This is a genomic window from Pseudomonas sp. B424, from assembly GCF_055408345.1.
Map to the genome: position 1 here is coordinate 21,559 of NZ_JBUZTL010000010.1, position 24,357 is coordinate 45,915.

22 protein-coding genes are annotated in these 24,357 nt (G+C 59.7%); 13 read left to right on the forward strand and 9 right to left on the reverse strand.

The window, feature by feature from the left end; all coding sequences use genetic code 11:
* Window positions 1-10 precede the first annotated feature (10 nt).
* Window positions 11-2,530 (reverse strand): ATP-dependent helicase HrpB, encoded by a 2,520-nt coding sequence (gene hrpB, locus ACZRMS_RS13775; protein WP_463995707.1) that lies wholly within the window; start codon window positions 2,528-2,530, stop codon window positions 11-13.
* Between the two features lie 104 nt (window positions 2,531-2,634).
* Between hrpB and ACZRMS_RS13780 the strand changes: the two genes are divergently transcribed.
* Window positions 2,635-3,054, forward strand: coding sequence for a polyribonucleotide nucleotidyltransferase (locus tag ACZRMS_RS13780; RefSeq protein ID WP_463995708.1), 420 nt, complete (start codon window positions 2,635-2,637; stop codon window positions 3,052-3,054).
* A 28-nt stretch (window positions 3,055-3,082) separates the two neighbouring features.
* Entirely contained in the window at window positions 3,083-3,976 is an 894-nt protein-coding gene (locus ACZRMS_RS13785; RefSeq protein WP_463995709.1) for a cation diffusion facilitator family transporter, read from the forward strand.
* On the opposite strand, the gene ACZRMS_RS13790 is transcribed toward ACZRMS_RS13785, so the two are convergent.
* The gene (locus ACZRMS_RS13790) at window positions 3,966-5,042 is read right to left on the reverse strand and encodes a DUF6515 family protein (protein WP_463995710.1); all 1,077 of its coding nucleotides are present in this window, start codon (window positions 5,040-5,042) and stop codon (window positions 3,966-3,968) included. The genes ACZRMS_RS13785 and ACZRMS_RS13790 overlap by 11 nt on opposite strands.
* Window positions 5,043-5,455: 413 nt before the next feature.
* Here ACZRMS_RS13790 and ACZRMS_RS13795 point away from each other — a divergent pair, with 413 nt between their 5' ends.
* Both ACZRMS_RS13795 and ACZRMS_RS13800 read left to right on the forward strand, forming a co-directional pair.
* Complete coding sequence (locus ACZRMS_RS13795) at window positions 5,456-5,935, forward strand: Lrp/AsnC family transcriptional regulator (protein ID WP_019824171.1); 480 nt, start codon at window positions 5,456-5,458, stop codon at window positions 5,933-5,935.
* Window positions 5,936-6,077: 142 nt separating this feature from the next.
* The gene (locus ACZRMS_RS13800) at window positions 6,078-6,287 is read left to right on the forward strand and encodes a DUF2788 domain-containing protein (protein WP_463995711.1); all 210 of its coding nucleotides are present in this window, start codon (window positions 6,078-6,080) and stop codon (window positions 6,285-6,287) included.
* On the opposite strand, the gene ACZRMS_RS13805 is transcribed toward ACZRMS_RS13800, so the two are convergent.
* From ACZRMS_RS13805 to ACZRMS_RS13820, 4 genes are all read right to left on the reverse strand, one after another.
* Complete coding sequence (locus ACZRMS_RS13805; protein WP_463995784.1) at window positions 6,282-6,848, reverse strand: pseudouridine synthase; 567 nt, start codon at window positions 6,846-6,848, stop codon at window positions 6,282-6,284. The genes ACZRMS_RS13800 and ACZRMS_RS13805 overlap by 6 nt on opposite strands.
* Window positions 6,849-6,992: 144 nt before the next feature.
* Window positions 6,993-8,465, reverse strand: a complete 1,473-nt coding sequence (gene amn / locus ACZRMS_RS13810) for an AMP nucleosidase (protein ID WP_463995712.1) — start codon at window positions 8,463-8,465, stop codon at window positions 6,993-6,995.
* Window positions 8,466-8,683: 218 nt separating this feature from the next.
* Window positions 8,684-10,333, reverse strand: a complete 1,650-nt coding sequence (locus ACZRMS_RS13815; RefSeq protein ID WP_463995713.1) for an acyl-CoA dehydrogenase family protein — start codon at window positions 10,331-10,333, stop codon at window positions 8,684-8,686.
* Window positions 10,334-10,408: 75 nt separating this feature from the next.
* Window positions 10,409-12,793 carry a hybrid sensor histidine kinase/response regulator gene (locus tag ACZRMS_RS13820; protein WP_463995714.1) on the reverse strand — a complete coding sequence of 795 codons (2,385 nt, stop codon included), beginning with the start codon at window positions 12,791-12,793 and terminating at the stop codon, window positions 10,409-10,411.
* Between the two features lie 285 nt (window positions 12,794-13,078).
* Here ACZRMS_RS13820 and ACZRMS_RS13825 point away from each other — a divergent pair, with 285 nt between their 5' ends.
* The 4 genes from ACZRMS_RS13825 to ACZRMS_RS13840 all read left to right on the forward strand — a co-directional run bounded on the left by ACZRMS_RS13825 (window position 13,079) and on the right by ACZRMS_RS13840 (window position 16,606).
* Window positions 13,079-13,876 (forward strand): hydroxymethylpyrimidine/phosphomethylpyrimidine kinase, encoded by a 798-nt coding sequence (locus ACZRMS_RS13825; protein WP_463995715.1) that lies wholly within the window; start codon window positions 13,079-13,081, stop codon window positions 13,874-13,876.
* A 17-nt stretch (window positions 13,877-13,893) separates the two neighbouring features.
* On the forward strand, window positions 13,894-14,517 hold the full coding sequence (gene thiE / locus ACZRMS_RS13830; RefSeq protein WP_463995716.1) for a thiamine phosphate synthase: 624 nt from the start codon (window positions 13,894-13,896) through the stop codon (window positions 14,515-14,517).
* Between the two features lie 31 nt (window positions 14,518-14,548).
* A complete protein-coding gene (gene hemL, locus ACZRMS_RS13835) occupies window positions 14,549-15,832 on the forward strand; it encodes a glutamate-1-semialdehyde 2,1-aminomutase (RefSeq protein ID WP_463995717.1) in 1,284 nt (427 codons plus the stop codon).
* Window positions 15,833-16,057: 225 nt separating this feature from the next.
* A complete protein-coding gene (locus ACZRMS_RS13840; RefSeq protein ID WP_048359354.1) occupies window positions 16,058-16,606 on the forward strand; it encodes a tetratricopeptide repeat protein in 549 nt (182 codons plus the stop codon).
* A gap of 2 nt (window positions 16,607-16,608) precedes the next feature.
* Here the strand turns inward: ACZRMS_RS13840 and ACZRMS_RS13845 are convergent, their stop codons facing one another.
* The 3 genes from ACZRMS_RS13845 to ACZRMS_RS13855 all read right to left on the reverse strand — a co-directional run bounded on the left by ACZRMS_RS13845 (window position 16,609) and on the right by ACZRMS_RS13855 (window position 18,773).
* Window positions 16,609-17,889, reverse strand: coding sequence for a hypothetical protein (locus tag ACZRMS_RS13845; RefSeq protein WP_463995718.1), 1,281 nt, complete (start codon window positions 17,887-17,889; stop codon window positions 16,609-16,611).
* A gap of 112 nt (window positions 17,890-18,001) precedes the next feature.
* Window positions 18,002-18,145, reverse strand: a complete 144-nt coding sequence (locus ACZRMS_RS13850; RefSeq protein WP_463995719.1) for a hypothetical protein — start codon at window positions 18,143-18,145, stop codon at window positions 18,002-18,004.
* Between the two features lie 301 nt (window positions 18,146-18,446).
* Window positions 18,447-18,773, reverse strand: a complete 327-nt coding sequence (locus ACZRMS_RS13855; RefSeq protein WP_003444141.1) for a DUF1820 family protein — start codon at window positions 18,771-18,773, stop codon at window positions 18,447-18,449.
* A gap of 132 nt (window positions 18,774-18,905) precedes the next feature.
* Here ACZRMS_RS13855 and miaB point away from each other — a divergent pair, with 132 nt between their 5' ends.
* The 5 genes from miaB to lnt all read left to right on the forward strand — a co-directional run bounded on the left by miaB (window position 18,906) and on the right by lnt (window position 24,342).
* Window positions 18,906-20,234, forward strand: coding sequence for a tRNA (N6-isopentenyl adenosine(37)-C2)-methylthiotransferase MiaB (gene miaB / locus ACZRMS_RS13860; protein WP_463995720.1), 1,329 nt, complete (start codon window positions 18,906-18,908; stop codon window positions 20,232-20,234).
* A gap of 212 nt (window positions 20,235-20,446) precedes the next feature.
* Window positions 20,447-21,466 (forward strand): PhoH family protein, encoded by a 1,020-nt coding sequence (locus ACZRMS_RS13865; protein WP_048359357.1) that lies wholly within the window; start codon window positions 20,447-20,449, stop codon window positions 21,464-21,466.
* Entirely contained in the window at window positions 21,459-21,917 is a 459-nt protein-coding gene (ybeY, locus tag ACZRMS_RS13870) for an rRNA maturation RNase YbeY (protein ID WP_463995721.1), read from the forward strand. Before ACZRMS_RS13865 ends, ybeY begins: the two co-directional genes overlap by 8 nt.
* A 40-nt stretch (window positions 21,918-21,957) precedes the next feature.
* Entirely contained in the window at window positions 21,958-22,797 is an 840-nt protein-coding gene (locus ACZRMS_RS13875) for an HlyC/CorC family transporter (protein ID WP_048359359.1), read from the forward strand.
* A 21-nt stretch (window positions 22,798-22,818) separates the two neighbouring features.
* Complete coding sequence (gene lnt / locus ACZRMS_RS13880) at window positions 22,819-24,342, forward strand: apolipoprotein N-acyltransferase (RefSeq protein WP_463995722.1); 1,524 nt, start codon at window positions 22,819-22,821, stop codon at window positions 24,340-24,342.
* Window positions 24,343-24,357: the final 15 nt, after the last annotated feature.

The window sequence follows — 24,357 nt, forward strand, 5'->3', positions numbered from 1 at the left end:
AGTGTTTGCGCTACACCTTGCGCGGTTTGATCCGGGCTGTTGCTTCGGCCACCAATGGGTCATCGGGCCAGTAATGCTTGGGGTAGCGCCCCTTGAGGTCTTTTTTCACTTCGGCATAGGTGCTGCGCCAGAAGTTGGCCAGGTCTTGTGTCACTTGCACCGGTCGCCTTGCTGGCGACAACAGGTGCAGCTTGACCACTTGCCGCCCGTCCGCGATGCGCGGGGTATCCGCCAGGCCAAACAGTTCTTGCAGGCGCACCGCCAGGATCGGCGGGTGCTCGCTGTAGTCCAGCCGTACCGAGGAACCCGACGGCACCTTGATGTGGTGCGGGGCAAGTTCGTCGAGGCGCTGGGGCAGCGGCCATTTCAACAAGTTATGCACAATGCTCGACAAGTCGAGGCTGGCAAAATGGCTCAGCCGCGAGACGCGCCCCAGGTACGGCGCCAGCCATTCCTCAAGCCCGGCCAGCAACGCAGCATCGCTGACGTCAGGCCATTCGCTCTGGCCCTGGGCCTGCAAATCAAGCTGACGCAACAACGCCACCCGCGCCTGCCATTGACGCAGTTCGGGTGTCCACGGCAGCAGCTCCAGCCCCTTGCGCCGCACCAGATTGATCAGCGCCTGCGTGCGCGCCGCTTCGTCCAGCCCGGTCAATGGCTCACGGCTGAGCACCAGTTCGCCCACCTTGCGCTGGCGCTCGGCACGCAATACGCCCTCGCGTTCATCCCAATCCAGTTGATCCACAACGCTGACCTGCTCACTCAACACACCGTCCAGCAACGCGGGATCGAATTCGGCAGCCAGGTAGATCCGCTCTTCACGCTGCCCCTGACGGCTGCCCAGGTCCGCAATGACCAGCCAGGGCTGTTTCATCAGGCCATCTACCTCGTTAAAGAGCGCGGCCCGGCCATTGGCCAGCCGATACTCCGCACCGCCGGGCTTGCGTTGCTGGGCGATGCGGTCGGGGTAGGCCAGGGCCAGCAAGGCGCCCAGCCAACGCGGGTGATCGGGGTCGGGGACCGGTTGCGTGGCCTTGCCGCGCAAGTAGCCCCGGTATTGCCGGGCCAGTTGTCTGGCACGCTGCACACCGCCCTGCCCGCCCCGGGCTGCGCGGCTTTCGCCCGAGAGCAGGGCCAAACGGCTGTGCACATCCGCCCCGGCGCCGCGCAGGATGTCACGTTCACCCAAGAGCGCCGCCACGTTGCAAGCCATGTCGGCCAGGCCCAGGTCGTGCCCGCGGATCAGCAGGTGGGCGATACGCGGATGCGCCGGCAATTCGGCCATGGCTTCACCGTGAGGGGTGAGTGTTTGCCCGCGCAAGGCACCCAGGCGCTCCAGCAATTGCCGGGCCTGTGCATAACTTGCGCTGGGCGGAGCATCGAGCCAGATCAGTTGCTCCGGCGTTACGCCCCAGCGGGCCAGTTGCAGCGCCACCCCGGCCAGATCGGCCTGGAGAATTTCCGCGCTGCCATAGGCGGCCAGTTGCGCGTGCTGGTCTTCGGACCACAACCGGTAACAGACTCCGGGCTCCAGCCGCCCGGCCCGACCGGCGCGCTGGGTGGCACTGGCACGGGAAATGCGCTGGGTATCGAGACGGGTCATGCCACTACCCGGGTCAAAACGCGGCACCCGCGCCAGCCCGGCGTCAATCACCACACGCACGCCGTCGATGGTCAGGCTGGTCTCGGCAATATTGGTCGCCAGCACCACTTTGCGCAGGCCGGCAGGCGCAGGCTCGATAGCCGCACGCTGGGCCGCCAGGTCCAGTTCACCATGCAACGGGCACAGCAAAATATCGCTGCGCGAGCCCAGGGCGTCAGCCAGTTGCTGATTGACCCGGCGAATCTCAGCCTGCCCGGGCAAGAACACCAGCAGGCTGCCACTTTCATCGCTGATGGCATCAAGGACGGTCTGCACGACCCGCGGTTCGATAAATTCACCGGGCACGAACGGCCGCCCCCAGCGCATGGCCACCGGGTACATGCGGCCTTCGCTGCGCAGGATCGGCGCATCATCGAGCACGCCGGACAGCCGCTCGCCTTCAAGGGTCGCGGACATCAGCAGGATTTTCAGCGGCTGCTCGTCACGAAACAGCTCGCGGCCATTGAGGCTCAAGGCCAACGCCAGATCGGCATCCAGACTACGCTCATGGAACTCGTCAAAAATCAGCAGGCCCACCCCTTCCAGCGCCGGGTCGTGCTGCAAGCGACGGGTAAGGATGCCTTCGGTCACCACTTCAATGCGGGTATCGGGGCCCACTTTGCTGTCCAGCCGAATCCGATAGCCTACGGTTTCGCCGACTTTTTCACCCAGTTCACTGGCCAAACGCTCTGCCGCCGCACGGGCAGCGAGGCGCCGGGGTTCGAGCATGAGGATCTTCTGACCGGCGAGCCACGGCTCATTGAGCAGGGCCAGCGGCACACGGGTGGTTTTACCGGCGCCGGGCGGTGCTTCCAGGACGGCTTCGTGGCGTTCGGCCAAAGCCAGACGCAGCGCAGGTAAAACTTCATCAATCGGCAAAGAAATCATGGTGGCTCCAGAACAGAGCGGCGAGTATAACGGCGAACACTTGGGCATTAAGCGCAGTCTTAATGTTTGAACCCGTCCTTTTAAGCGTCTTTGAGGTTTTTTGTATGCGTATGCCTACCCGCGTGATCGGTGGAGTCGTGGTTGCGGCCCTGCTCACCCAATTGACTGCCTGCGGCAGTATTTTCTTCCCTGACCGCCGTGGCCAGATCGACGGCAAGATCGACCCGATGATTGTCGTACTCGATGCCGTGGGCCTGCTGTTTTATGTGATCCCGGGCCTGATCGCATTCGGTGTCGACTTCGCCACCGGTGCTATTTACTTCCCGCCAGGCAAAACGGCACAAATCGCCCCGGAAAAACTGCGCGAAGCCATCGGTGCAGATGGCAAGGTCGATAACGCCAAGCTACAGGCCATTCTCGAAAGCGAGTTGGGCCGCAGCTTCCCGCTGAACGACCCGCGCCTGATCCAGCACAAGGGCAGCGCTCAGCAATTGGCCATGTACGGTTTGCAGCCAGCCGCTTGATAGCGGCGACCCCAGATAAGGACCGCTTATGACCTCCAGCCCGGAACACGCCCGCCTGTTGCGCCTTGCCACCCGCGCGTCGGTGGCGGTGGCGAGCCTGTTGATTGTGACCAAAGCCATCGCCTGGTGGCTCAGTGGCTCGATCAGCATGCTCGCCGGGCTGACCGATTCGCTGCTCGATGGCGTGACCTCGTTCCTCAACTTGCTGGCGGTGCATTACGCGCTGCGCCCGGCCGATGACGATCACCGTTACGGCCACGGCAAGGCCGAATCGCTGGCCGGCATGGCGCAAGCGCTGTTTATTGGTGTGAGCGCGGTGTTGATTGCCTTTCAGGCCTTCGAACGCCTGAAAAACCCCGAGCCGATGGGCGCACCGTGGATCGGGATTGGCGTGATCGTGTTTTCGCTGGTCATGACCGCCGCGCTGCTGGTGCTGCAACACCGGGTGGTCAAGGCCACGGGCTCCAACGCAGTGCGCGCGGACTCGCTGCATTACCGCTCGGACTTGATGCTCAATGGCAGCATTCTGGTTGCACTGGTGCTGGCCAGCGTGGGTTTCCCGCAGCTGGATGCATGGTTTGGTCTGGGGATTGCGGTGTATATCCTCTGGAGCGCCATCCAGATCGCCCGTGAGAGTTTTGCCGTGTTGATGGACCAGGAGTTACCGGGCGAAGTCAGCGAGAACATGCTGAAGCTGGCCTGCGGCGTACCCGGCGTACTGGGTGCTCACGACTTTCGCACACGCATCTCGGGCAATGTCTGGTTTGTGCAGTTCCACCTTGAGCTGCCGGGCGAGCTGACCCTGTCCGCTGCCCACGCCCTCTGCGACCAGGCCGCCGATGCGATTGAAAAGGTCTACCCCCGGGCCGAAGTGCTGGTACATGCCGACCCGAAGGAAGTGGTCAAACGCCTCAATACGTAACCTGATACCCGCGACTGCTCAGGCAACTGCCCTGGGCCTGCCGGTAGGCTTGCACCACAGCCGGAGACGGCGCATAGGTGGCTTTGGCCGGGTCAAAGCCACTTTGGCTGACTGCCCAGCGGTAGCACTCGTAGCCATCCTGATTGACTTGCGCAGGGCTCTGCCCGTTCACCGGGTAAGCCACAACGTCATAGCCATTGCTCACGGGCTGTGGCGCGGTTGGCGGGGGTTGCACCACGATGTAGTCCTGAGTCGCGGGCTGGTACTGGTAGTACGCACCCGCTGCCAGGAACAACAGCGTGCTGCCGATCCACAGTTCCTGCGCATAATCGGGCAAGTACCCTACGCGAATCCCATACGGAGGCCGAACCACGACGTAACGCGGTCCTTGCGGGCGATACCAGTAGCCGCCTGAAAAGAAGTAGCTCTGGCCACGATAAGGCACTTGCCAGTGCTTGTCGGGGAACCGGTCAACCATATACCCGGGGCGGTATTGCGGCCCTGAGCCCCAGCCATTGCCATGCCCGGATGGACGCCCGGCCCAGCGCTGGTCGTGGGGATGACTGCTAGTGGCAGTGGCTCCGGGGTAGTAACCGGGCCTCGGGTTTGAATCACCGGTGTGCCAACTTTGATTGCCACCCTGGTTTGACCCACCGGTATGCCAGTTCTGATTACCACCAGAGTTCTGACTATGGGTCTGTTGCACGGCATTGGGACGAGGCTGGATCGGCAGGTTACTGGCTGGCGGGGCGGAGTGCCCCTGGCCGTGAGCCTCCTGCTGTGGTCGGGCCTGCCACTGCCCGGCTTGCTGCTCGCCACGCCCCTGATTGGGTGAGTTGCGCTGTTCACGGGGCTGATTGCCCGGGTTGCCCTGCCCCCGGCCCTGCTCATGCTCGGGGCGCGCCTGGTTGTTGCCGCCTTGTTCCTGGTGGCCCCGTTGCTGCCCGTTATTACCGTGGGGGGGCTGATTATTGTCGTTACCTCGCGAGTCGTCGGCCAACACCTGGCCGCTGACACTCACACAGAGCACGCCAACTGTAGCCATACGCCAGATGCGCGATTTCATGCCGTTTCTCACTGAGGGATTGGTCTTACAAGTAAGACTGAAATTTCGGGGGCCGGTTCTGCGAAAGGCTACCTGTTGCGCAATTTTATTTCGGGCAATAAAAAAGGGCGACCCGTCGGTCGCCCTTTGAATTTTTCGTCCTGGCTCAACACTTGTGATGTTGGCTCACCTCGCTCCGTCTTCTGGACAGTGCGTAGCCCGGGGGCCGGGGCAACCCTGTGGGGTTGGCGGCCGCGGCTGGCCTGATTCGGCGGGCCGCAGTGGACTCTATGTCCGGGCAGTGATTCTGGTATTAAGAATAGGCCTGTGGCCGCGGCAGCCGATTGCGAAGATTGCTCAATAAAACATTACTTGCGCAATTTTTGCCTTAAGGTGGATACTTTCACGCAATAGTTATGACAAAGGGTAACTTCGTGAGCAAACTCGATCGGTATGACCTAAGTATTTTGGCGGAATTGCAGCGTGACGCACGCATCTCGAACCAGGAACTGGCCGAGCGCATAGGCCTGTCGCCGTCACCTTGCTCGCGGCGTGTCAAACAGCTTGAGGATGACGGCTACATCAGCCGGCAGGTGGCCCTCCTCGACCGCAAGCTGCTGGGTTTAAGCCTGACGGCCTACGTACTGATCGGCATGGACCGACATACGCCTGAGCGTTTCGAGAATTTCGAAGCCTGTATCCGCAACCTGCCGCAAGTGCTGGAATGCAGCCTGGTGACGGGCATGGACGCGGACTATCAGTTGAAAGTAGTGGTCGCCGACATGGATCACTATCAAAAACTGCTGCTGGGCGAGCTGACCCGCATCGAAGGTGTCACCAGCGTGCGCTCCAGTTTTGTGCTCAACCAGGTACTCAACAGCACCGAGTTGCCGCTGACTCATTTGCGCACGTGAAATCAAAACCTGTAGCAGCTGCCGAGGAACGAGGCAGCTGCTACAGGTTATGCAAACCCTCTCTGCACCCAGATCAATATCCCCCCAGTTCCCTGACGTATACTCCTACGGCTTTTTCCCACCATGACGCCGGAGAACACCGATGGATCCTGCCGTACTTGAAGAATGGATGATGACGATTCTGGTCAGTGTGCTGATCATTTTCATGGCCTTTATCGTCTGGGATCTGGCCAAGAAGTCCAAAGCCGGGCGCTTTGGCTCGCTCATCCTGTTTTTCGTACTGGGCCTGGGCGTCGCCGCGTTCATCATCAAAAGCGTGGTCATCGCACTGATCGAGTCCGGCTCGCTATAGGCGCGCAGGAACTTCCTTGTATTGCCCCTGTTCCAGCCCTTCAATCGTCCAGTCGCCAATGCGTACCCGCACCAGCCGCAAGGTCGGCAAGCCCACCGCAGCGGTCATGCGCCGCACCTGACGGTTACGCCCTTCGCGAATCACCAGTTCCAGCCATGAGGTCGGGATGCTTTTGCGAAAGCGCACCGGCGGGTTGCGCGGCCATAGCTGCGGCTCTTCGAGGGCCCTGGCTTCGGCGGGCAGGGTCTTGCCGTCATTGAGCTCTACGCCGTCACGCAACTGCTGCAGTTGCTCCGGGGTGGGCTCGCCTTCCACTTGCACCCAATAAGTCTTGGGCAACTTGTGCTTGGGATCGGCAATGCGTGCCTGTAGCTGGCCATCATTGGTCAACAGCAGTAAACCTTCGCTGTCCCGATCCAGTCGCCCGGCCGGGTAAATCCCGGGGATGGGGATAAAGTCCTTGAGCGTCGCCCGCCCGCCTTCGTCGCTGAACTGGGTCAGCACATCGAACGGTTTATTGAACAAAAACAGCTTGGGATCAGCAGGCGGCGCTTTGGCCACACGGCGACTGGCAGCCTGAGGGCTGGTGGTTTGGGGCGCCGAACGGCGTGGGGCGGGACGAGCAGGACGGGACATGGCAAGAAGGACATCTAACGATCAGGGCCTGTAATGCTAGTGCCCTGACCGCTAAATGACCATCCTGGATCAACGGAACGGCGGCTCGTCGAAGCTGCGCAGTTTGCGCGAGTGCAGAGAATTGAGCTGGCTGCGCATCAAGTCCACGGCGGCGAGGCCGATTTTCAGATGCTGGCTCACGGCCCGTTCATAGAATGCGTTGGCCGAACCCGGCAGTTTGATTTCACTGTGCAGCGGTTTGTCCGACACGCACAGCAAGGTGCCGTAAGGAACTCGCAAGCGATAACCCTGGGCGGCGATAGTGCCGCTTTCCATGTCCACGGCCACCGCACGGGACAGGTTGATCAGCGGACGCTCCTGGGCCCAGCGCAGCTCCCAGTTACGGTCGTCATAGGTCAGTACGGTGCCGGTGCGCAGACGCTTTTTCAGTTCGTCGCCACGTTCGCCAGTGACTTGAGCGGCGGCTTCCTGCAACGCCAGTTGCACCTCGGCCAGGGCCGGGATCGGAATATTGGGCGGCACCACACGGTCGAGAATCCCGTCGCGGCGCATATAGGCGTGGGCCAATACGTAGTCGCCAATGGTCTGCGACTGGCGCAGACCGCCACAGTGACCAATCATCAGCCAGCAATGCGGACGCAGCACCGCCAGGTGATCGGTGATGTTTTTCGCGTTGGAAGGACCAACGCCGATGTTCACCAGGGTCACGCCATGGCCGTCACTGGCCTGCAAGTGATACGCCGGCATCTGATAGCGGTGCCACACCACGCCCGCCGCAATGGCCTGCGCTTCGCCGTAGTCCATGGCCTTTTCGATGATCACGTTGCCCGGCAGCACCATGCGCACAAAGCGCGGGTTATCGCGCAGTTGCTCAAGCCCGTGGAGGATGAACTGATCGACATAGCGATGGTAGTTGGTCAGCAAAATCCACGGCTGTACATGGCGCCAGTCGCTGCCGGTGTAGTGCACCAGGCGGCGCAGCGAGAAGTCGACCCTTGCGGCGTCGAACAGCGCCAGTGGCAGGGGATCGGTGTTTGCCCAGTCGTACAGGCCATCGGCGATGCCATCAGTGGCCGCCGACAGGTCGGTACTCGGGAACACCCGCGCCAGGGCTGCCGCCGTAACGCCGGAGCCGGCCAGTTCATCGCCCTGCTCGACCACATAGGGGTAAGGAATATTTTGCTGGCTGATGCCCACTTCGACTTCAACCGTAAAGTCGCGCATCAAGGGCACCAGCTGTTCCAGCAGATAGTTACGGAACGCGGCGGGATGGGTCACGGTGATGCTGTAAGTGCCCGGCAACTGGACTTTGGCGTACGCCCGGGTCAGGGTCGGGATTTCGCCGTTGATGCTGTTGGTCAGCCGCAGCTCCGGGTAGCGGAACAGGGCGCGCTCCTCGGCGCTGGGTTCAATTCGATCCTTGAGATAACGCTTGAGCGCCTGGCTCAACGCCGTGGTTGCGCGTTCGTGCAAGGCTGCGAGCCGCTCGACGGCCTCTTCAGCGGTGGAAACGACAATAAAAGCTTCGGTCACGATAAGCATCCTGTCTTCTGAACGGGCAGGCCATTATCTTGCCTGTATCGATGGTTAAAGGCAGCTATAAAATTGCCTGTTGGAAATTTCCTGTGGGAGCCGAATATTGGCGCCTTACGCAAATCAGTGTGGGAGCGGGCTTGCCCGCGATGGCATCTACCGGGTGTGGCAGATAAACCCCGTCGTCTGCATCGCAGGCAAGCCAGCTCCCACAGGGTTGGGGATGTTCAGGCAGCTTGCGGTGTAGCGCGAGCAACGATGGCGGCTACGTTCAACCCCCGTGGCAGCGTGCCGTAAACCCGGCCACTGCCTTGCAGGCGACTGGCGATAAAGGCGTCGCTGACGTCGCTGTTACCCGCCTCCAGCAGCAGTTTTGCCTGCAGGCCCAAGGCGATGTCTTCGGTCAGCTGTCGGGCGCGGTATTGAATGTCACCGGTGTCGCCGAAGGCGGCTTTGAGCCCGGCAATGTGCTGCGCCAAACGACGGTCGCCATGCCCGTCGCCCAGTTCGGCAAACAAGGCATCCAGCACGCCCGGCTCTTTGGACAGGGCGCGCAAGACGTCCAGGCATTGCACGTTGCCCGAACCTTCCCAGGTGGAGTTCACCGGCGCTTCGCGATAAAGACGCGGCAGGATGCTGTCTTCGACATACCCCGCACCGCCCATGCATTCAGCCGCCTCATTGATCATGGCCGGGGCCCGTTTGCAGATCCAGTACTTGCCTACCGCCGTCACCAGCCGTGAGAACCTGGCCTCCTGCGGGTCGTCCAGATGGTCCAGCGCCCGGCCCATGCGCAGGCTCAAGGCCAGCGCGGCTTCGCTTTCCAGGGCCAGGTCTGCCAATACGTTTTGCATCAATGGCTGCTCCGCCAGTACCCGCCCTCCTACCAGGCGATGGCCGCAATGATGGCTGGCCTGGGTCAACGCCTGACGCATCAAGGCGCTGGAGCCGACCATGCAATCGAAGCGGGTCATGGCGACCATTTCAATAATCGTCGGCACGCCGCGGCCTTCTTCACCGATCATCCAGGCCAGCGCCCCACGAAACTCGACCTCGCTGGAGGCATTGGAGTGGTTGCCCAGTTTGTTTTTCAGGCGCTGGATATAGAACTCGTTGCGACTGCCGTCCGGGCGATGGCGCGGCAGTAAAAAGCAGCTCAGGCCCTTGTCGGTTTGCGCCAGGGTCAGGAAACCGTCACACATCGGGGCCGAGCAAAACCATTTGTGGCCCAGCAGCTCATAGGCCTGCCCCGCTCCCTTGGCCCCCACCGGATACGCCCGCGTGGTATTGGCCCGCACATCGGTGCCGCCCTGCTTTTCAGTCATGGCCATGCCGAGGGTGGCCCCGGCTTTTTGGCTGATATCAACATTGCGCGGGTCGTACTCGGTGGCGAGGACTTTGGGCAACCATACCCGGGCAATCTCCGGTTGCAGGCGCAAGGCCGGCACGCTGGCGAAGGTCATGGTCAAGGGGCAGCCACTGCCGGCTTCGGCCTGGGTGTGCAGGTAGGTCATGCTCGCGCGGGCCACGTGGGCGCCGGGTTGCGGGTCGGTCCAGGGCAAAGAGGGCAAGCCGTGTTCAATCGCCGTGCGCATCAGCTCGTGGTACGCCGGGTGAAATTCCACCAGATCGATCCGATGACCATAACGGTCATGGCTGACAAATTGCGGTTTGTTTTCATTGGCCAAAAAGCCCGCCGCCATCAACGGACCACCCGCCAGCGCACCGTATCGATCGATCCGCGGCTGCGCCCAGCCCGCACCAAAATGCTGGCTCCACTGTTGCAGCACCAGGTCGATGCGGTACAGATTCACGCCGTCCAGAGACGGTGGCTGATTGGTCACTTGGTGGGTTTCAGCGTACTGATGCAGGTTCATTGCGCGGGCTCCTGTGGATCATGCCAATGGAGCCAGTGAAGCACGCTTGTGTGCCTGAGCAAGTGGCATAGACGCCTAAAGTTCGGCGTTTACACCGTTATTACCCGTCAACAGGCGCTGTTCCAGGATGTGTTGCAGGTCTTCAAAGCGCAGCGGCTTGATCAAGCAGTCGGTAATGCCATCGACCTGCTCACGGGCCTGTTGAGCCTCGGCCTCGGACCCGAACAGCACCAGCACCGGTAACTGCGCACACGCGGCCAAGGTCAGCAACTGGCTGCCCATCGACGTGCCGGCCACCACCTGCAACGGGCACGTCAGCAACACCGCGTCCACCCGCTCACGGCGCAGGGCCTCTATGGCCCCTTGCCCCGTGTCAACACTGAGCACGCGGTAACCCAGACGGAGCAACATGCCACGTACGGCCACGGGGTTGCTGGCCGGGTCTTCGACCAGCAAAACAACGCACTCACTCGCAGGGCGGGCAAATACAGGCGTCTGGGCCGGCGTCTGCTGCGGGGCTGCGGGCAGCGACTCAAGCTCCAGCAACAACTGGAACTGCGAGCCCTGCCCCGGCTGCGAATGATGGGTCAGACGCCCGCCGAGCAATTCCACCAGGCGCCGGCAAATCGCCAGACCGATGCCCAGCCCGCCGTAGCCGCGGGTCATGGAACCATCAACCTGGAAAAAGTGCTGATACAGCTCGGCTTCTTCCTGGTGAACAAAGCCAATACCGCTGTCGATCACATTAAAAGCCAGCGCCCAGCGCCCCGACTCTGCAACTTTGCCAGCCACCCGCACAATCACGCCGCCTTCGCAGGTGAACTTGATGGCGTTATCCAGCAGGCACTCAAGGCACTGGCGAATTTTCTCGGCATCGCCTACCCAGTGATCGGGCAAGTTGCGGGTGACTTCATACGAGAACTCCAGACCCTTGCTGCGCGCCGCCGGGCCGAACTGATCGCTCAGGCCTTGCAGCAGTTCATTCAGGCCAAAAGGCCGAGGGCGCGCTTTAAGTCGGCCTGCTTGCAGCTCGGTCAGGGCCAGGATGCCGTTGACCATGTGCATCATTTCTCGCGCAGAGCCCTCGGCAGTCTGGGTGTACTGCTCAAGCTCAGGGCCCATGTCCAGGGTTTTGATCAACTCCAGGGAGCCGATCACACCGTTCATGGGGGTGCGCAACTCATGGGTGACAGTCGCCAAAAACTCGTCTTTAAGCTGGTTGGTGCGGGCCAGTTGCTGGTTCATGGCGGCCAGCTTCTGCCCGGACTCCTGCAGCGTGCGCGCCTGCAAGTCGCGCATGGCATTGATGCGATCGGCAAGGGCCAGCGACAGCAGCCCCACCTCAATTGCCGAGCCGATCTGGCTGGCGTACATGGTCAGGAACACGTTAGGCAGATAGCCCAGCACCATCAGCGTATTGACCAGGCCACCCAGCAAAAAGGCCGACCAGGCGATCACAAAGTAGCGTGCGACCCGCAAGCCACGGATCCAGGCCACGACACCGGCAGTAAAGATGGTGACGATAAACGCCAGCGCCAGACCTGTCGCCAGGCGCAACGACACGGCATAGCTGGTGGTCAGTGCGAGCACCATTACCAGGGCGCCCACTGCCATCAGCAGCATCAGGGTCCGGTCCAGCCAGCGGCTGTGGGAGGCGGTGTGCAGGAAGGAGCGGGCAAACTGGCAACCGAAAAACGCCGACGCGCCAATCAGGAACGGCGTGGACGCATTGGCCCACCACGGGTTGTCCGGCCAGAAATACTGCACCGCCGCGCCATTGACCGACAGCTGGTACAGGCCAAAAGAGGCGATATAGAAGATGTAATAGAGGTAACTGGTGTCACGCACACTGAGGTAAATGAACAGGTTGTAAACCAGCATGCCCAGCAACACGCCATAAATCAGGCCCAGGATGTAAATGCGTATGGGCTGCTCTTCGAGATAGGCCTGGGCGGACCACAGCGTGAGCGGTGCCTGAACCGAGCCCTGACTGGCCAGACGCAAGTACGCAGTCTGGCTTTGCCCCGGGCTGAAGTTGAGTTCAAACAGGTAATTGTTTTCTTTGATCGGGCGGCTGCCAAAGGGCAACGCGTCACCCGTGCGCTCCACCAGCCGGTAGTTGCCGGCGGCATCCGGCAGGTACAGCTCGATGGAATCAAGCGGCGGGTAGGCCAGTTCCAGCAGCCAGGTGCGATGCACTGTCGGGTCTTGCGGCTGGTAATGCAGATCGACCTTGATCCAGAAGGCCGAGTGCGAGTAGCCCTCGTTGAGCGTGTCTTTGGTGTGAGGTTTGAACAGCCCGTCACGTGCCGTGACATCCGCCAGATCCGCTTTGCCGCCGACGTCCTCAAAGACTTGCATCACACGGCCCAAGGGCAGGCTTTGTGTGGTTTCGTCAAAAGCGACTGCGCTGGCCAGCATCGGTAGCCAGCCCAACAACATCATCAACAAATAGCGCATACAGCCCCAACATTGCCCAGCCGGTGACATGCGCATCCCATATTCCCTTTGAGATCACGTCGACCGAATGACCGGTTATTAATTTGCAGGCACTTTAACATAGCCATTAATGGCACATACACAGTATGCAAAAAATCAAACAGAAGGCTCTATCTCGGGCCTCTCAGAGAATAGCTCAAGCCCGGACAAGGCTATTTATCAAGCCTGCCAACAACTTGCGGCCGCCCTATAACTGAACACGGAGCAAGCGCCCCAAAAAACCGTTTGGTGGTAAGCTCGCGCACCATGAATATCTACAGTTCTCGCCCCGTTGTCCTCTGTCTCTCCGGCCATGACCCCAGTGGTGGTGCCGGCTTGCAGGCAGATATCGAAGCCCTGCTGGCTCAAGGTTGTCACGCCGCTCCCGTGGTGACCGCCCTGACTGTGCAGAACACCGTCAATGTCCGCGATTTCCGCGTGCTGGACCGTGAGTGGGTGCTGGCGCAAGCCGATGCCGTGCTCAGCGATTCCACCGTGGCGGCGGTCAAGCTGGGCATGCTCGGCTCGCTGGAAATGGTCGACACCGTGGTCGAACTGCTTCAGGCCCACCCACATCTGCCGATGGTCTGCGACCCTGTGTTGCGCGCAGGCGGTGGCGGGCGACTGGGCAAGGACGAGGTGGGCTACGCCATGCGCGAGCGCCTGCTGCCTCTGGCGACCATTGCCACCCCCAACCTTCCCGAAGCCCGGATCCTCGCCGAGCTGCCCGACGGCAGCGCCGATGAATGCGCCGAAAAACTCCTGCCTTTTTGCCAGCACCTGCTGATCACCGGCGGTCACGGTGATGAGCACGAAGTCCACAACCGCCTGTACAGCCGCGACGGTAGCCGCCACACCTTTACTTGCCATCGCTTGCCCGGCAGCTACCACGGCTCGGGCTGCACCTTGGCCAGCACCCTGGCCGGGCGTTTGGCTATCGGTGAAGAACTGGTCAGCGCCGTGCAAACCGCGCTCAACTACACGTGGCGCACACTGCGCGATGCAGAGCAACTGGGGCAGGGCCAATTTGTGCCGCGCCGCTTGCCGCTGGACTTTTGCTCATAACACATGAGGCTCGACCTATGACGCTGCGCGGTCTGTACGCAATCACTGACAGCCAATTGCTGGCTGGCAAACTGCTGCCCTTTGTGGAGGCGGCCCTCGATGGCGGCCTGACGCTGTTGCAATATCGCGACAAAAGCAGCGATGAGTCCCGCCGCCTGCGCGAAGCCGAGGCCCTGCTGCGTTTGTGCGAAGTCTACAAAGCACACTTGATCATCAACGACGATGCAGAGCTGGCCGCGCGCCTGGGCACTGGCGTCCACCTGGGGCAAACCGATGGCCCGTTGACGCCCGCCCGTGCACTGCTGGGGCGTCAGGCCATCATCGGCTCCACCTGCCACAGCCAGATCGAACTGGCCGAGCAGGCGGCCAAAGAAGGCGCGAGCTATGTCGCCTTTGGCCGCTTTTTCAATTCCAGCACCAAACCCGGCGCCCCCACCGCGACCCTGGACGTACTGGATCAAGCCCGCGCCCGGCTCAGCCTGCCGATTTGCGTGATTGGCGGCATCACCCTGGATAACGCCGCGCCGCTGGCTGCCCATGGCGCCGATTTGCTGGCAGTGGTGCACGGCCTGTTTGGCGCAGACAGTGCCCGGGAAGTCACCCGCCGCGCCAAGGCGTTCAACACCTTGCTGTCTATTTAAATACCGAATCCTGATTCAGAGAGAGCCCACCATGTCTCGTTCCGAAACCCTGTTTGCCAATGCCCAAAAACACATCCCCGGTGGCGTGAACTCGCCAGTGCGTGCGTTCAAGAGCGTGGGGGGCACCCCGCTGTTCTTCAAGCACGCCGAAGGCGCCTACGTGACTGACGAAGACAACAAGCGTTATGTCGATTACGTCGGTTCGTGGGGGCCGATGATTCTGGGTCACAGCCACCCGGATGTGCTGGACGCGGTGCGTGCGCAACTGGAGCACGGTTTGTCGTACGGCGCCCCGACCGCCATGGAAACCGAGATGGCCGACCTGGTGTGCTCCATCGTGCCGTCCATGGAAATGGTGCGCATGGTCAGCTCCGGCACCGAAGCCACCATGAGCGCCATCCGCCTGGCCCGTGGTTTCACCGGCCGTGACAACATTCTCAAGTTTGAAGGCTGCTACCACGGCCACTCCGACAGCCTGCTGGTCAAGGCCGGTTCCGGCCTGCTGACCCAGGGCGTGCCGAGCTCGGCCGGGGTTCCGGCAGACTTCGCCAAACACACCCTGACCACCGCCTTCAATGACATCGACGCGGTTGAAAAGCTGCTGGGTGAAGTCGGCGACACCGTGGCCTGCATCATCGTCGAGCCGGTGGCCGGCAACATGAACTGCGTGCCACCTGCCCCGGGCTTCCTGCAAGGGCTGCGCAGCCTGTGCGACAAGCATGGCGCGGTGCTGATCTTTGACGAAGTGATGACCGGCTTCCGTGTTGCCCTGGGCGGCGCCCAGGCCCACTACGGCGTCACCCCGGACCTGAGCACCTTCGGCAAAATCATCGGCGGCGGCATGCCGGTGGGCTGCTTCGGCGGCAAGCGCGAAATCATGCAGCACATCGCGCCACTGGGCCCGGTTTACCAGGCCGGTACCTTGTCCGGTAACCCGCTGGCGATGGCGGCAGGCCTGACCACCTTGCGCCTGATCAGCCGCCCGGGCTTCCACGCCGAGCTCAGCGATTACACCACGCGCTTGCTCGATGGCTTGCAGCAGCGCGCCGATGCGGCGGGCATTCCCTTCGTCACCACCCAGGCAGGCGGCATGTTCGGCCTGTACTTCAGCGGCGCCGACGACATCGTGACCTTCGACGATGTCATGGCCAGCGATGCCGACCTGTTCAAGCGCTTCTTCCACTTGATGCTAGACGGTGGCGTGTACCTGGCACCGAGCGCATTTGAAGCCGGTTTCACCTCGATTGCCCACGGCGAGGCCGAGCTGCAACTGACCCTGGACGCTGCTGAACGCGCATTTGCCGCACTGAAGTGATCCACAAAAACGGCAAGGGTTGACGCCCTTGCCGTTTTTTTATGCCCGTAATGACATGATCTTTTACCCCGCCCGTCCAAAATCGTCTTAAATGAATGGATATGTCGGTCAGGCAGCAGAAAAACGAGTAAAGACTTTGTAAGGTTGCCTCCGCTTATTTCATAATGCGCGCCTATACATCCCATGGTCGGGTCAGCCCGTCTTTCCAGAGGTACGTCGATTCCCATGAACCGCACCGGCCGCGCCCTTGCACTGGGCTGCCTGTTGCTCCTACAACCGCTGCTTGTCCAGGCAGGCGGTAACTCGTTGTTGATCCCAGCAATGGGTCGCTGCACCCTCAATACTCAGCCTGAAGACCTCGCCGAGGCGCTTGCGGCATGCGTTGAAGCGGCAAAAGCCGGGGATGCAGAAGCCGAATACGAGTTAGGCGAGTTCTATTACGACGGTAAAAACGCCCCGCGCGATCTCAACAAGGCATTGAGCTATTTCGAGCAGGCATCGCTGCAAGGCCACGCCATGGCGCAATTCCAGCTCGGCACCATGTTCTTCAAGGGCGAAGGCGTGCCGGCCAATAACATTCAGGCGTATATCGTGCTGAAGATGGCCGCCGTTAACGGCGCCGAAGATGCGCTGGACACCGCCGACCTGGTGGCAGAGCAAATGCCCCGCGACCAGCTCGAAACCGCGACCCAGATACTGGGGCAGATCTTCCGCAAATACCTGCAGGAACTGCAGTCAACGGACGCCCGCTCGCCGTTTTCACCGCTGCCCTGATTTCAAACCGTTGCTGGTTTGGCGGCGACAACGTGCCTGTGCCGGATACGTAGTTGCAGGCATATAAAGCCCACCAGCAATCCTGCACTTTGCAGTCTGAGATAGAAATGGATATCGGCGCTTCCCACATTGGCGAAGTAGATGATGGGTATCAAGACACTCAACATCACCATATTCATCATCAATTGAGGGGCCAACGTGTCGCGCAGCCCACGCAAGTGAGAGGTACTCAGGGAGAGCACCGAACCACTCGCCAAAAGGCAACTGACTGATATAAAGGCACCACGATCAAACGTGACTATTGTCTCGCCTAACCAAAAGAAAAGAGAACGGCCTGCCACTGATAGCACACCGAGCAGCAACACGATCAATATCGACAACCCCAACTGGCCCTTTACATAAGAAGCCAAACGTTGCTCGGCGTGCCTGCTGATATAAAGACTGTGGGCCTGACAGTACGCAATCACAGGAATCATAAATAACCCCACCACCGACATATACACCGACAACTGAGCTACCTGCGCAGACGCTTCTGTCGCCAACTTCTCATTCAATAAATAAAAATACAGCTTCTGCCCGGCCAATCCAAACGCTATTGGAAAACCCAATCTGATAATACTTTGCGTTGTCCGCGTGCAATACATCGGATAAAAATCGAAATTACGCCTCCATGAAAGCCGTAACAGGCAGAGCAGCAATAACACTTCACCGAACAAGAAATACCCCACTGCCCAATAAATAAAACTTTCGGTGCCGGCCGCATAGAATGCCAACCCTAAATACAAACCCGAACACACCGTAGCGCCCGACCTTATTATCGAGCACACTCGAGCATCTCCATTCGCCTCATGAAAAAACTGGAGGAATGTATTAATGACCAACACCGGTATCGCCCCGATATAAATAGCCGCGAGCGCACGAACTTTATTAACATTCATTTGGGCTCCCGGAAAATCGGCAATCCACGCAAGTATTGCGAAACCAATCAATAGTGACACCGCTGCCATTATTAACGAAATGCTGAAACCGCCACGAAACAAATACGTCTTTTCCTGGATGTCATCCGAATGTTCAGCGATTAAATTACCCGTCGCCCCCAATGACATTGAAAGCATCACGGCCACTACAGAAAAAATCGCCAGCACATACGAAATCAACGCAAGGTCACTCGCGTGTTTGTGAGCCACCAAGGCCAGCAAGAACGTTATTCCGAAATATGGCATGACTCGACTGATGGTGAGCGGTACCAAAGAGCGGCGCATGAATCTTTCATAGCGCATCACTAACGACCATTTCCATTGAGCGAGGAAGCGTTTTAAAAATATCATCGTATTTTTTAGTCATGAGAGCCCTCTCCATTGAACTGCCGGCCTTTAAGCCGGCAGCGTCACTTTATTACCAGTTACCATCACCTCCGCCCTGGCAGTGACCGCCACTCCCATTGTTGCTTGCTCTGGCAAGCACCTTCATGGCCTCGGCAGATAGTTTTTGAGCAAGTTTAATTTGATCTGCGGTCGATACTTTACTAGAAACTTTCATCTCTATATCTCCACATAAATATCAATGGTCAGCCGAATAGCTGACAACGAAAAAAATACACCTATACAAATAAACAACTCAACAAAAAATCCAGACAGACGGATACCAATTTCAAGTAAGTAGTTTCCGATATACACACACGAAACTTCAAATACAAAAACACACCCAACCTAAGGATTTGATTTGCCAGAAACTTTGTTAGTGATCGATAGTTCAGACTTATTTATAGACGTGCACGTTGAGCGGGTAGAAGCACCCAACGCTATAGCAAGAGGGGAGGACGCGCTAAAAAGCAGAGACCTTACTTTTCCGGCATCGGAAACGGAAACGGCATCACGTTGCTCATGCCGCGGGCTTCGCTGATTTTCGGGGTACCCAGACGTTCGACCTCGTCGATGCGCACAATCGAATGCATCGGCACAAAGCTGCGCACCACGCCTTCGAATTGGGCCTTGAGCTTTTCTTCGCTCGGGTCGACGACCATTTGCGTGCGCTCACCAAAGACGAATTCCTCCACTTCCAGGAAGCCCCACAGATCACTTTGATAGATCTGCTTGGCGTACATTTCGAACACCTGGCCCTGATTAAGGAAAATCACCTTGTAAATTGGAGCTTCACGTTTGGTCATGGTGGGCGGGTAAGCATCTGAAGGTATAAAAGAGGGCGCGAACTATAGCATAGCCGTCAGGCGCACAACGCTAGGAAGCAACGGCTATGACCCCTATAATGCGCGGTTCTTTGAATCACTTGATGAACACCCATGGCCAAGAAGCTTTACATCGAGACCCACGGTTGCCAGATGAATGAGTACGACAGCTCGCGCATGGTCGACCTGCTGGGTGAACATCAGGCCCTGGAAGTCACAGCGCGCGCCGAAGACGCTGATGTCATCCTGCTTAATACCTGTTCAATCCGTGAACGCGCCCAAGACCGCGTCTATTCGCAACTGGGCCGCTGGCGTGAGCTGAAACTGGCCAACCCCGACATGGTCATTGCCGTGGGCGGTTGTGTTGCCAGCCAGGAAGGTGCCGCGATCCGCGATCGCGCACCCTACGTGGACGTGGTGTTCGGCCCGCAAACCCTGCACCGCCTGCCTGAGATGATCAACGCCGCACGCCTCACCAAGCTGCCGCAGGTCGATGTGTCATTCCCCGAGATCGAGAAATTCGACCACCTGCCCGAGCCGCGTATCGACGGCCCGAGCGCCTACGTGTCGGTCATGGAAGGCTGCAGCAAGTACTGCACATTCTGCGTAGTGCCTTATACCCGCGGCGAAGAAGTCAGCCGCCCGTTCGACGACGTGCTGGCCGAGGTGATTCACCTGGCTGAAAACGGCGTGCGCGAAGTGACCTTGCTCGGCCAGAACGTCAACGGCTATCGCGGCTTGACCGAGGGCGGCCGCCTGGCGGATCTCGCCGAGCTGATTCGCGTGGTTGCAGCCATCGACGGCATCGAGCGTATTCGCTACACCACCTCACACCCGCTGGAGTTCTCCGACAGCCTGATCCAGGCTCACGCGGAAGTCCCGGAACTGGTCAAGCACCTGCATTTGCCGGTGCAGTCGGGTTCTGACCGCATCCTGTCAGCGATGAAGCGCAACCACACGGCGCTGGAGTACAAGTCCAAGCTGCGCAAACTGCGCGCCGCCGTGCCGGGGATCTGCATCAGTTCGGACTTTATTGTCGGCTTCCCGGGCGAAACCGAAAAAGACTTCGAACAAACCATGAAGCTGATCGAAGACGTGGGCTTCGACTTCTCCTACTCCTTTGTTTACAGCCAGCGCCCGGGTACCCCGGCCGCCGATTTGGCTGACGACACGCCAGAAGAGCGCAAGAAGGAGCGTCTGAACGCGCTGCAACATCGCCTCAACCAGCAGGGTTTCGAAATCAGCCGCCAGATGGTGGGTTCGACCCAGCGGATTCTGGTCACTGATTACTCGAAGAAAGATCCTGGCGAGCTGCAGGGCCGCACCGAGAACAACCGCATCGTCAACTTCCGCTGCGATAACCCGCAGCTGATCGGGCAATTCGCCGATGTGCATATCGATGCTGCCCAGCCGCACTCGTTGCGGGGCTCGCTGCTGAGTTAAAGGCGCATGGTCAGTCACTGTGGGAGCGTGCTTGTTCGCGATGCAGACGACGCGGTTTATTTAAATGACCGCGGTAATGTGATCGCGAGCAATCCCGCTCCCACAGACCGTGAAGCGAGACCGACAATCATTTAGCGAAGTCCTTTCACCCATGACCTGCTAGCGTTATCCTTCATTTCATCTTAATTGCCTAAGGGCGGCTAAATACGACCTTGAACGCACCCATAGAACCACATCGCTTCCTTCTCGAGCCTTTTGAGGCTCGCCGTTTCGCCAATCTGTGCGGGCAGTTCGACGAGCACTTGCGCTTGATTGAACAGCGCCTGACGATCGAAATCCGCAATCGCGGCAATCAATTCGAATTGATCGGCGACCCAAAACTGACGTCCTCCGCAGAAAACCTGCTGCGCCGCCTGTACCGCGAAACCAAAGCCTCTGAGCTTTCGCCGGACATGGTGCATCTGTTCCTGCAGGAATCTGCCGTCGAAGACCTCGCCAGCAATCCTGTGGCCGAAGCCAGTGTTTCGTTGCGCACCAAAAAGGGCATGATTCGCCCTCGCGGCATCAACCAGCAGCGCTACGTCAAAGAGATCCTGGGCAACGACATCAACTTCGGCGTTGGCCCGGCGGGTACGGGTAAAACCTATCTGGCCGTGGCCTGTGCCGTTGATGCCCTGGAACGCGAGCAGATCCGCCGCATCCTGCTGGTTCGTCCGGCGGTTGAAGCAGGCGAGAAACTCGGTTTCCTGCCCGGCGACCTGTCGCAGAAAATCGACCCGTACCTGCGCCCGCTCTACGACGCCCTGTACGAGATGCTGGGCTTTGAATACGTGGCCAAACTGATCGAGCGCCAGGTTATTGAAGTCGCACCGCTGGCCTATATGCGCGGTCGTACGCTGAACAACAGTTTCATCATTCTCGACGAAAGCCAGAACACCACCGTTGAGCAAATGAAGATGTTCCTGACCCGTATCGGCTTCGGCTCTACCGCCGTGATCACCGGTGACATCACCCAGATCGACCTGCCCAAGGGCACCAAGTCGGGGCTGAACCACGTCATCGAAGTGCTCAAGGACGTACCGGGCATCAGCTTTACTCACTTCCAGTCCAAAGACGTGGTGCGCCACCCGCTGGTGCAGCGCATTGTGGAAGCCTACGGGCGCTACGAACAGGAAGCCGCTGACAAGCTTGCCGCACTGCCCGCTGCAAAGGATTACCGTCACGATGCTTGAGCTTGACCTGCAACTGGCCACCGAGGCAGCGGCCCCCACCGAAGCCCAGTTCCGCCAATGGTGCGAACTGGCCCTGCGCCAGCGCACCGCTGATTCGGAAATGACCATTCGCCTGGTAGACGAACCCGAAGGCCGTGAGCTTAATCACACCTGGCGCCAGAAAGACTACGCGACCAACGTGCTGTCCTTCCCGGCCGACGTGCCCGACGAGTTTCTGGATATCCCGTTGCTGGGCGATCTGGTCATTTGCGTGGCAGTGGTTGAACGTGAAGCCGCAGAACAAGGCAAAAGCCTTGAGGCCCACTGGGCCCATCTGGTGATTCACGGCTGCTTGCATCTTCTGGGTTACGACCATATAGAAGATGAAGAAGCCGAAGAAATGGAAGCACTGGAACGAACGTTGCTTGCAGAACTGGGTCATCCTGACCCGTATGCAGACGACGAAACCTGATACACCCACTGAAACTACCAAGGGATACGAGTAAATCGCTATGAGCGAAGACCGATCGAGCAACGGGCAAAAGTCATGGTTAGGTAAGCTGACCCAGGCCTTTGCCCATGAGCCGAAAAACCGCCAGGAGCTGCTTGAGCTGCTGCGCGAAGCACATCAGAACAAACTCCTGGACAGTGAAGCGCTGGCCATCGTCGAAGGCGCCATTCAAGTGGCTGACCTGCAAGTACGGGACATCATGGTTCCGCGTTCGCAGATGATCAGCATCAGGGCGACCCAGACACCCCGAGAATTTCTCCCGGCGATCATCGAGGCGGCGCACTCGCGCTATCCGGTGATCGGCGAAAGCCACGACGACGTCCTGGGCGTGCTCCTGGCCAAAGACCTGCTGCCGCTGATCCTTCAGGAGAACGGCGACAAGTACAACATCAAGGATTTGCTGCGTCCGGCGACATTTGTCCCTGAGTCCAAGCGCCTTAACGTGTTGTTGCGCGAGTTCCGAGCCAACCACAACCACATGGCCATCGTCATTGACGAGTACGGCGGCGTGGCGGGCCTGGTGACGATTGAAGACGTTCTGGAACAGATCGTCGGCGACATTGAAGACGAGCACGATGTCGAGGAAGACAGCTATATCAAGCCACTGCCCAGCGGCGACTTCCTGATCAAGGCCCTGACCCCGATCGAGAACTTCAACGAGTTCTTCGACAGCGAATTCTCCGACGATGAATTCGACACTGTGGGCGGCCTGGTCATGAGCGCGTTCGGGCACTTGCCAAAACGCAACGAAATCACTGAAATCGGCCCTTACCGCTTCCGCATCCTGAATGCTGACAGTCGCCGGATTCATCTGATTCGCCTGACGCCTATTGCCCGCTAAACCTCAACACCAAGGATTGAAATGCGCTGGATAACCTCACCCGGCTGGCCCGGTAACTTGCTGGCCGTGGTGGCCGGCGCACTGACAACCCTGGCGTTGGCCCCCTTCGATATCTGGCCGCTGGCACTTGTTGCCCTGGCCATGTTCTACCTCGGTTTGCGCGACCTGTCCCCAAAACAGGCGCTGGGCCGTGGCTGGTGCTACGGCTTTGGCCTGTTTGGCGCCGGCACCAGCTGGATCTACTACAGCATTCACCACTTCGGTGGTGCTTCGGTGCTGCTGGCCGGGCTGTTGATGCTGGCATTCACGGCGGCGATTGCCTGGTTCTTCGCCCTGCCGGCCTGGCTCTGGGCGCGCTGGATTCGCCGTAACGAAGCGCCGCTGGCCGACACGCTGGCATTTGCTGCGTTGTGGGTCGCCCAGGAAGCGTTTCGCGGCTGGTTCCTCACAGGCTTCCCATGGCTTTACTCCGGTTACAGCCAGCTCGACGGCCCCCTCGCCGGGCTGGCCCCGCTGGGCGGAATGTGGCTGATCTCTTTCACCCTGGCGCTGACCGCAGCCCTGCTGTGCAACCTGCCACGCTTGATCAAGGCCAAACGCAAAGCCTTTGTCGGCGCGGGCGTGTTGTTGCTGCTCGGCCCCTGGTGCCTCGGGCAGGCACTCAAGCATCACGCCTGGACCAGCCCCTCGGGCGATCCGTTAAGCGTGGCGGCGATCCAGGGCAATATCGAACAGAGCATGAAATGGGACCCCGCGCAGCTTAATGCGCAGCTAGCCCTGTACCGCGACATGACCTTCAGCTCCAAGCGGGTCGACTTGATCGTCTGGCCAGAAACCGCTGTGCCGGTGCTGAAAGAAAACGCCGAAGGCTTTCTGAGCATGATGGGACGGTTTGCTGCGGATCGAAACTCGGCGCTGATTACCGGCGTACCGATTCGCCAGGAAGTGCGTCACGAGCAGCGCCTCTTTAACGGCATTACCGCTGTAGGTGAAGCCGATGGCATCTACCTGAAACAGAAACTGGTGCCGTTTGGTGAGTACGTGCCGATGCAGGATGTCTTGCGTGGCTTGATCGCCTTCTTCGACCTGCCGATGTCGGACTTTGCCCGCGGCCCTGCCGACCAGGCCATGCTGCAGGCCAAGGGTTACCAGATCGCGCCGCTGATTTGCTATGAAGTGGTCTACCCGGACTTCGTGGCCAGCCTTGCGGCCCAGAGCGACATTTTGCTGACCATCAGCAACGACACCTGGTTCGGCACTTCGATCGGCCCGCTGCAACATTTGCAGATGGCGCAAATGCGTGCCCTGGAAGCCGGTCGCTGGATGATCCGGGCGACCAACAATGGTGTCACTGCGCTGATCGATCCATTCGGACAAATCACCACGCAGATCCCGCAGTTTGAACGCGGCATCATGTATGGCGAAGTGGTGCCGATGCATGACCTGACGCCGTATCTGCAATGGCGCTCGTGGCCACTGATCATCCTGTGCAGCCTGCTGATCGGCTGGGCGCTGATCACCAGCCGGATTGCCAAGACGGTCTGAGGTCCTCTGTGGGAG

Excerpts from the sequence above, each read along its gene's own strand:
- ACZRMS_RS13850 (WP_463995719.1), bottom strand. The coding sequence starts at position 18,145 with ATGAAAGTTTCTAGTAAAGTATCGACCGCAGATCAAATTAAACTTGCT.
- amn (WP_463995712.1), bottom strand. The coding sequence starts at position 8,465 with ATGCTTATCGTGACCGAAGCTTTTATTGTCGTTTCCACCGCTGAAGAG.
- ACZRMS_RS13840 (WP_048359354.1), top strand. The coding sequence starts at position 16,058 with ATGAACCGCACCGGCCGCGCCCTTGCACTGGGCTGCCTGTTGCTCCTA.
- ACZRMS_RS13855 (WP_003444141.1), bottom strand. The coding sequence starts at position 18,773 with ATGACCAAACGTGAAGCTCCAATTTACAAGGTGATTTTCCTTAATCAG.
- lnt (WP_463995722.1), top strand. The coding sequence starts at position 22,819 with ATGCGCTGGATAACCTCACCCGGCTGGCCCGGTAACTTGCTGGCCGTG.
- ACZRMS_RS13785 (WP_463995709.1), top strand. The coding sequence starts at position 3,083 with ATGACCTCCAGCCCGGAACACGCCCGCCTGTTGCGCCTTGCCACCCGC.
- miaB (WP_463995720.1), top strand. The coding sequence starts at position 18,906 with ATGGCCAAGAAGCTTTACATCGAGACCCACGGTTGCCAGATGAATGAG.
- ACZRMS_RS13800 (WP_463995711.1), top strand. The coding sequence starts at position 6,078 with ATGGATCCTGCCGTACTTGAAGAATGGATGATGACGATTCTGGTCAGT.
- ybeY (WP_463995721.1), top strand. The coding sequence starts at position 21,459 with ATGCTTGAGCTTGACCTGCAACTGGCCACCGAGGCAGCGGCCCCCACC.
- hemL (WP_463995717.1), top strand. The coding sequence starts at position 14,549 with ATGTCTCGTTCCGAAACCCTGTTTGCCAATGCCCAAAAACACATCCCC.
- thiE (WP_463995716.1), top strand. The coding sequence starts at position 13,894 with ATGACGCTGCGCGGTCTGTACGCAATCACTGACAGCCAATTGCTGGCT.
- ACZRMS_RS13790 (WP_463995710.1), bottom strand. The coding sequence starts at position 5,042 with ATGAAATCGCGCATCTGGCGTATGGCTACAGTTGGCGTGCTCTGTGTG.
- ACZRMS_RS13820 (WP_463995714.1), bottom strand. The coding sequence starts at position 12,793 with ATGCGCTATTTGTTGATGATGTTGTTGGGCTGGCTACCGATGCTGGCC.
- ACZRMS_RS13780 (WP_463995708.1), top strand. The coding sequence starts at position 2,635 with ATGCGTATGCCTACCCGCGTGATCGGTGGAGTCGTGGTTGCGGCCCTG.
- hrpB (WP_463995707.1), bottom strand. The coding sequence starts at position 2,530 with ATGATTTCTTTGCCGATTGATGAAGTTTTACCTGCGCTGCGTCTGGCT.
- ACZRMS_RS13825 (WP_463995715.1), top strand. The coding sequence starts at position 13,079 with ATGAATATCTACAGTTCTCGCCCCGTTGTCCTCTGTCTCTCCGGCCAT.
- ACZRMS_RS13875 (WP_048359359.1), top strand. The coding sequence starts at position 21,958 with ATGAGCGAAGACCGATCGAGCAACGGGCAAAAGTCATGGTTAGGTAAG.
- ACZRMS_RS13815 (WP_463995713.1), bottom strand. The coding sequence starts at position 10,333 with ATGAACCTGCATCAGTACGCTGAAACCCACCAAGTGACCAATCAGCCA.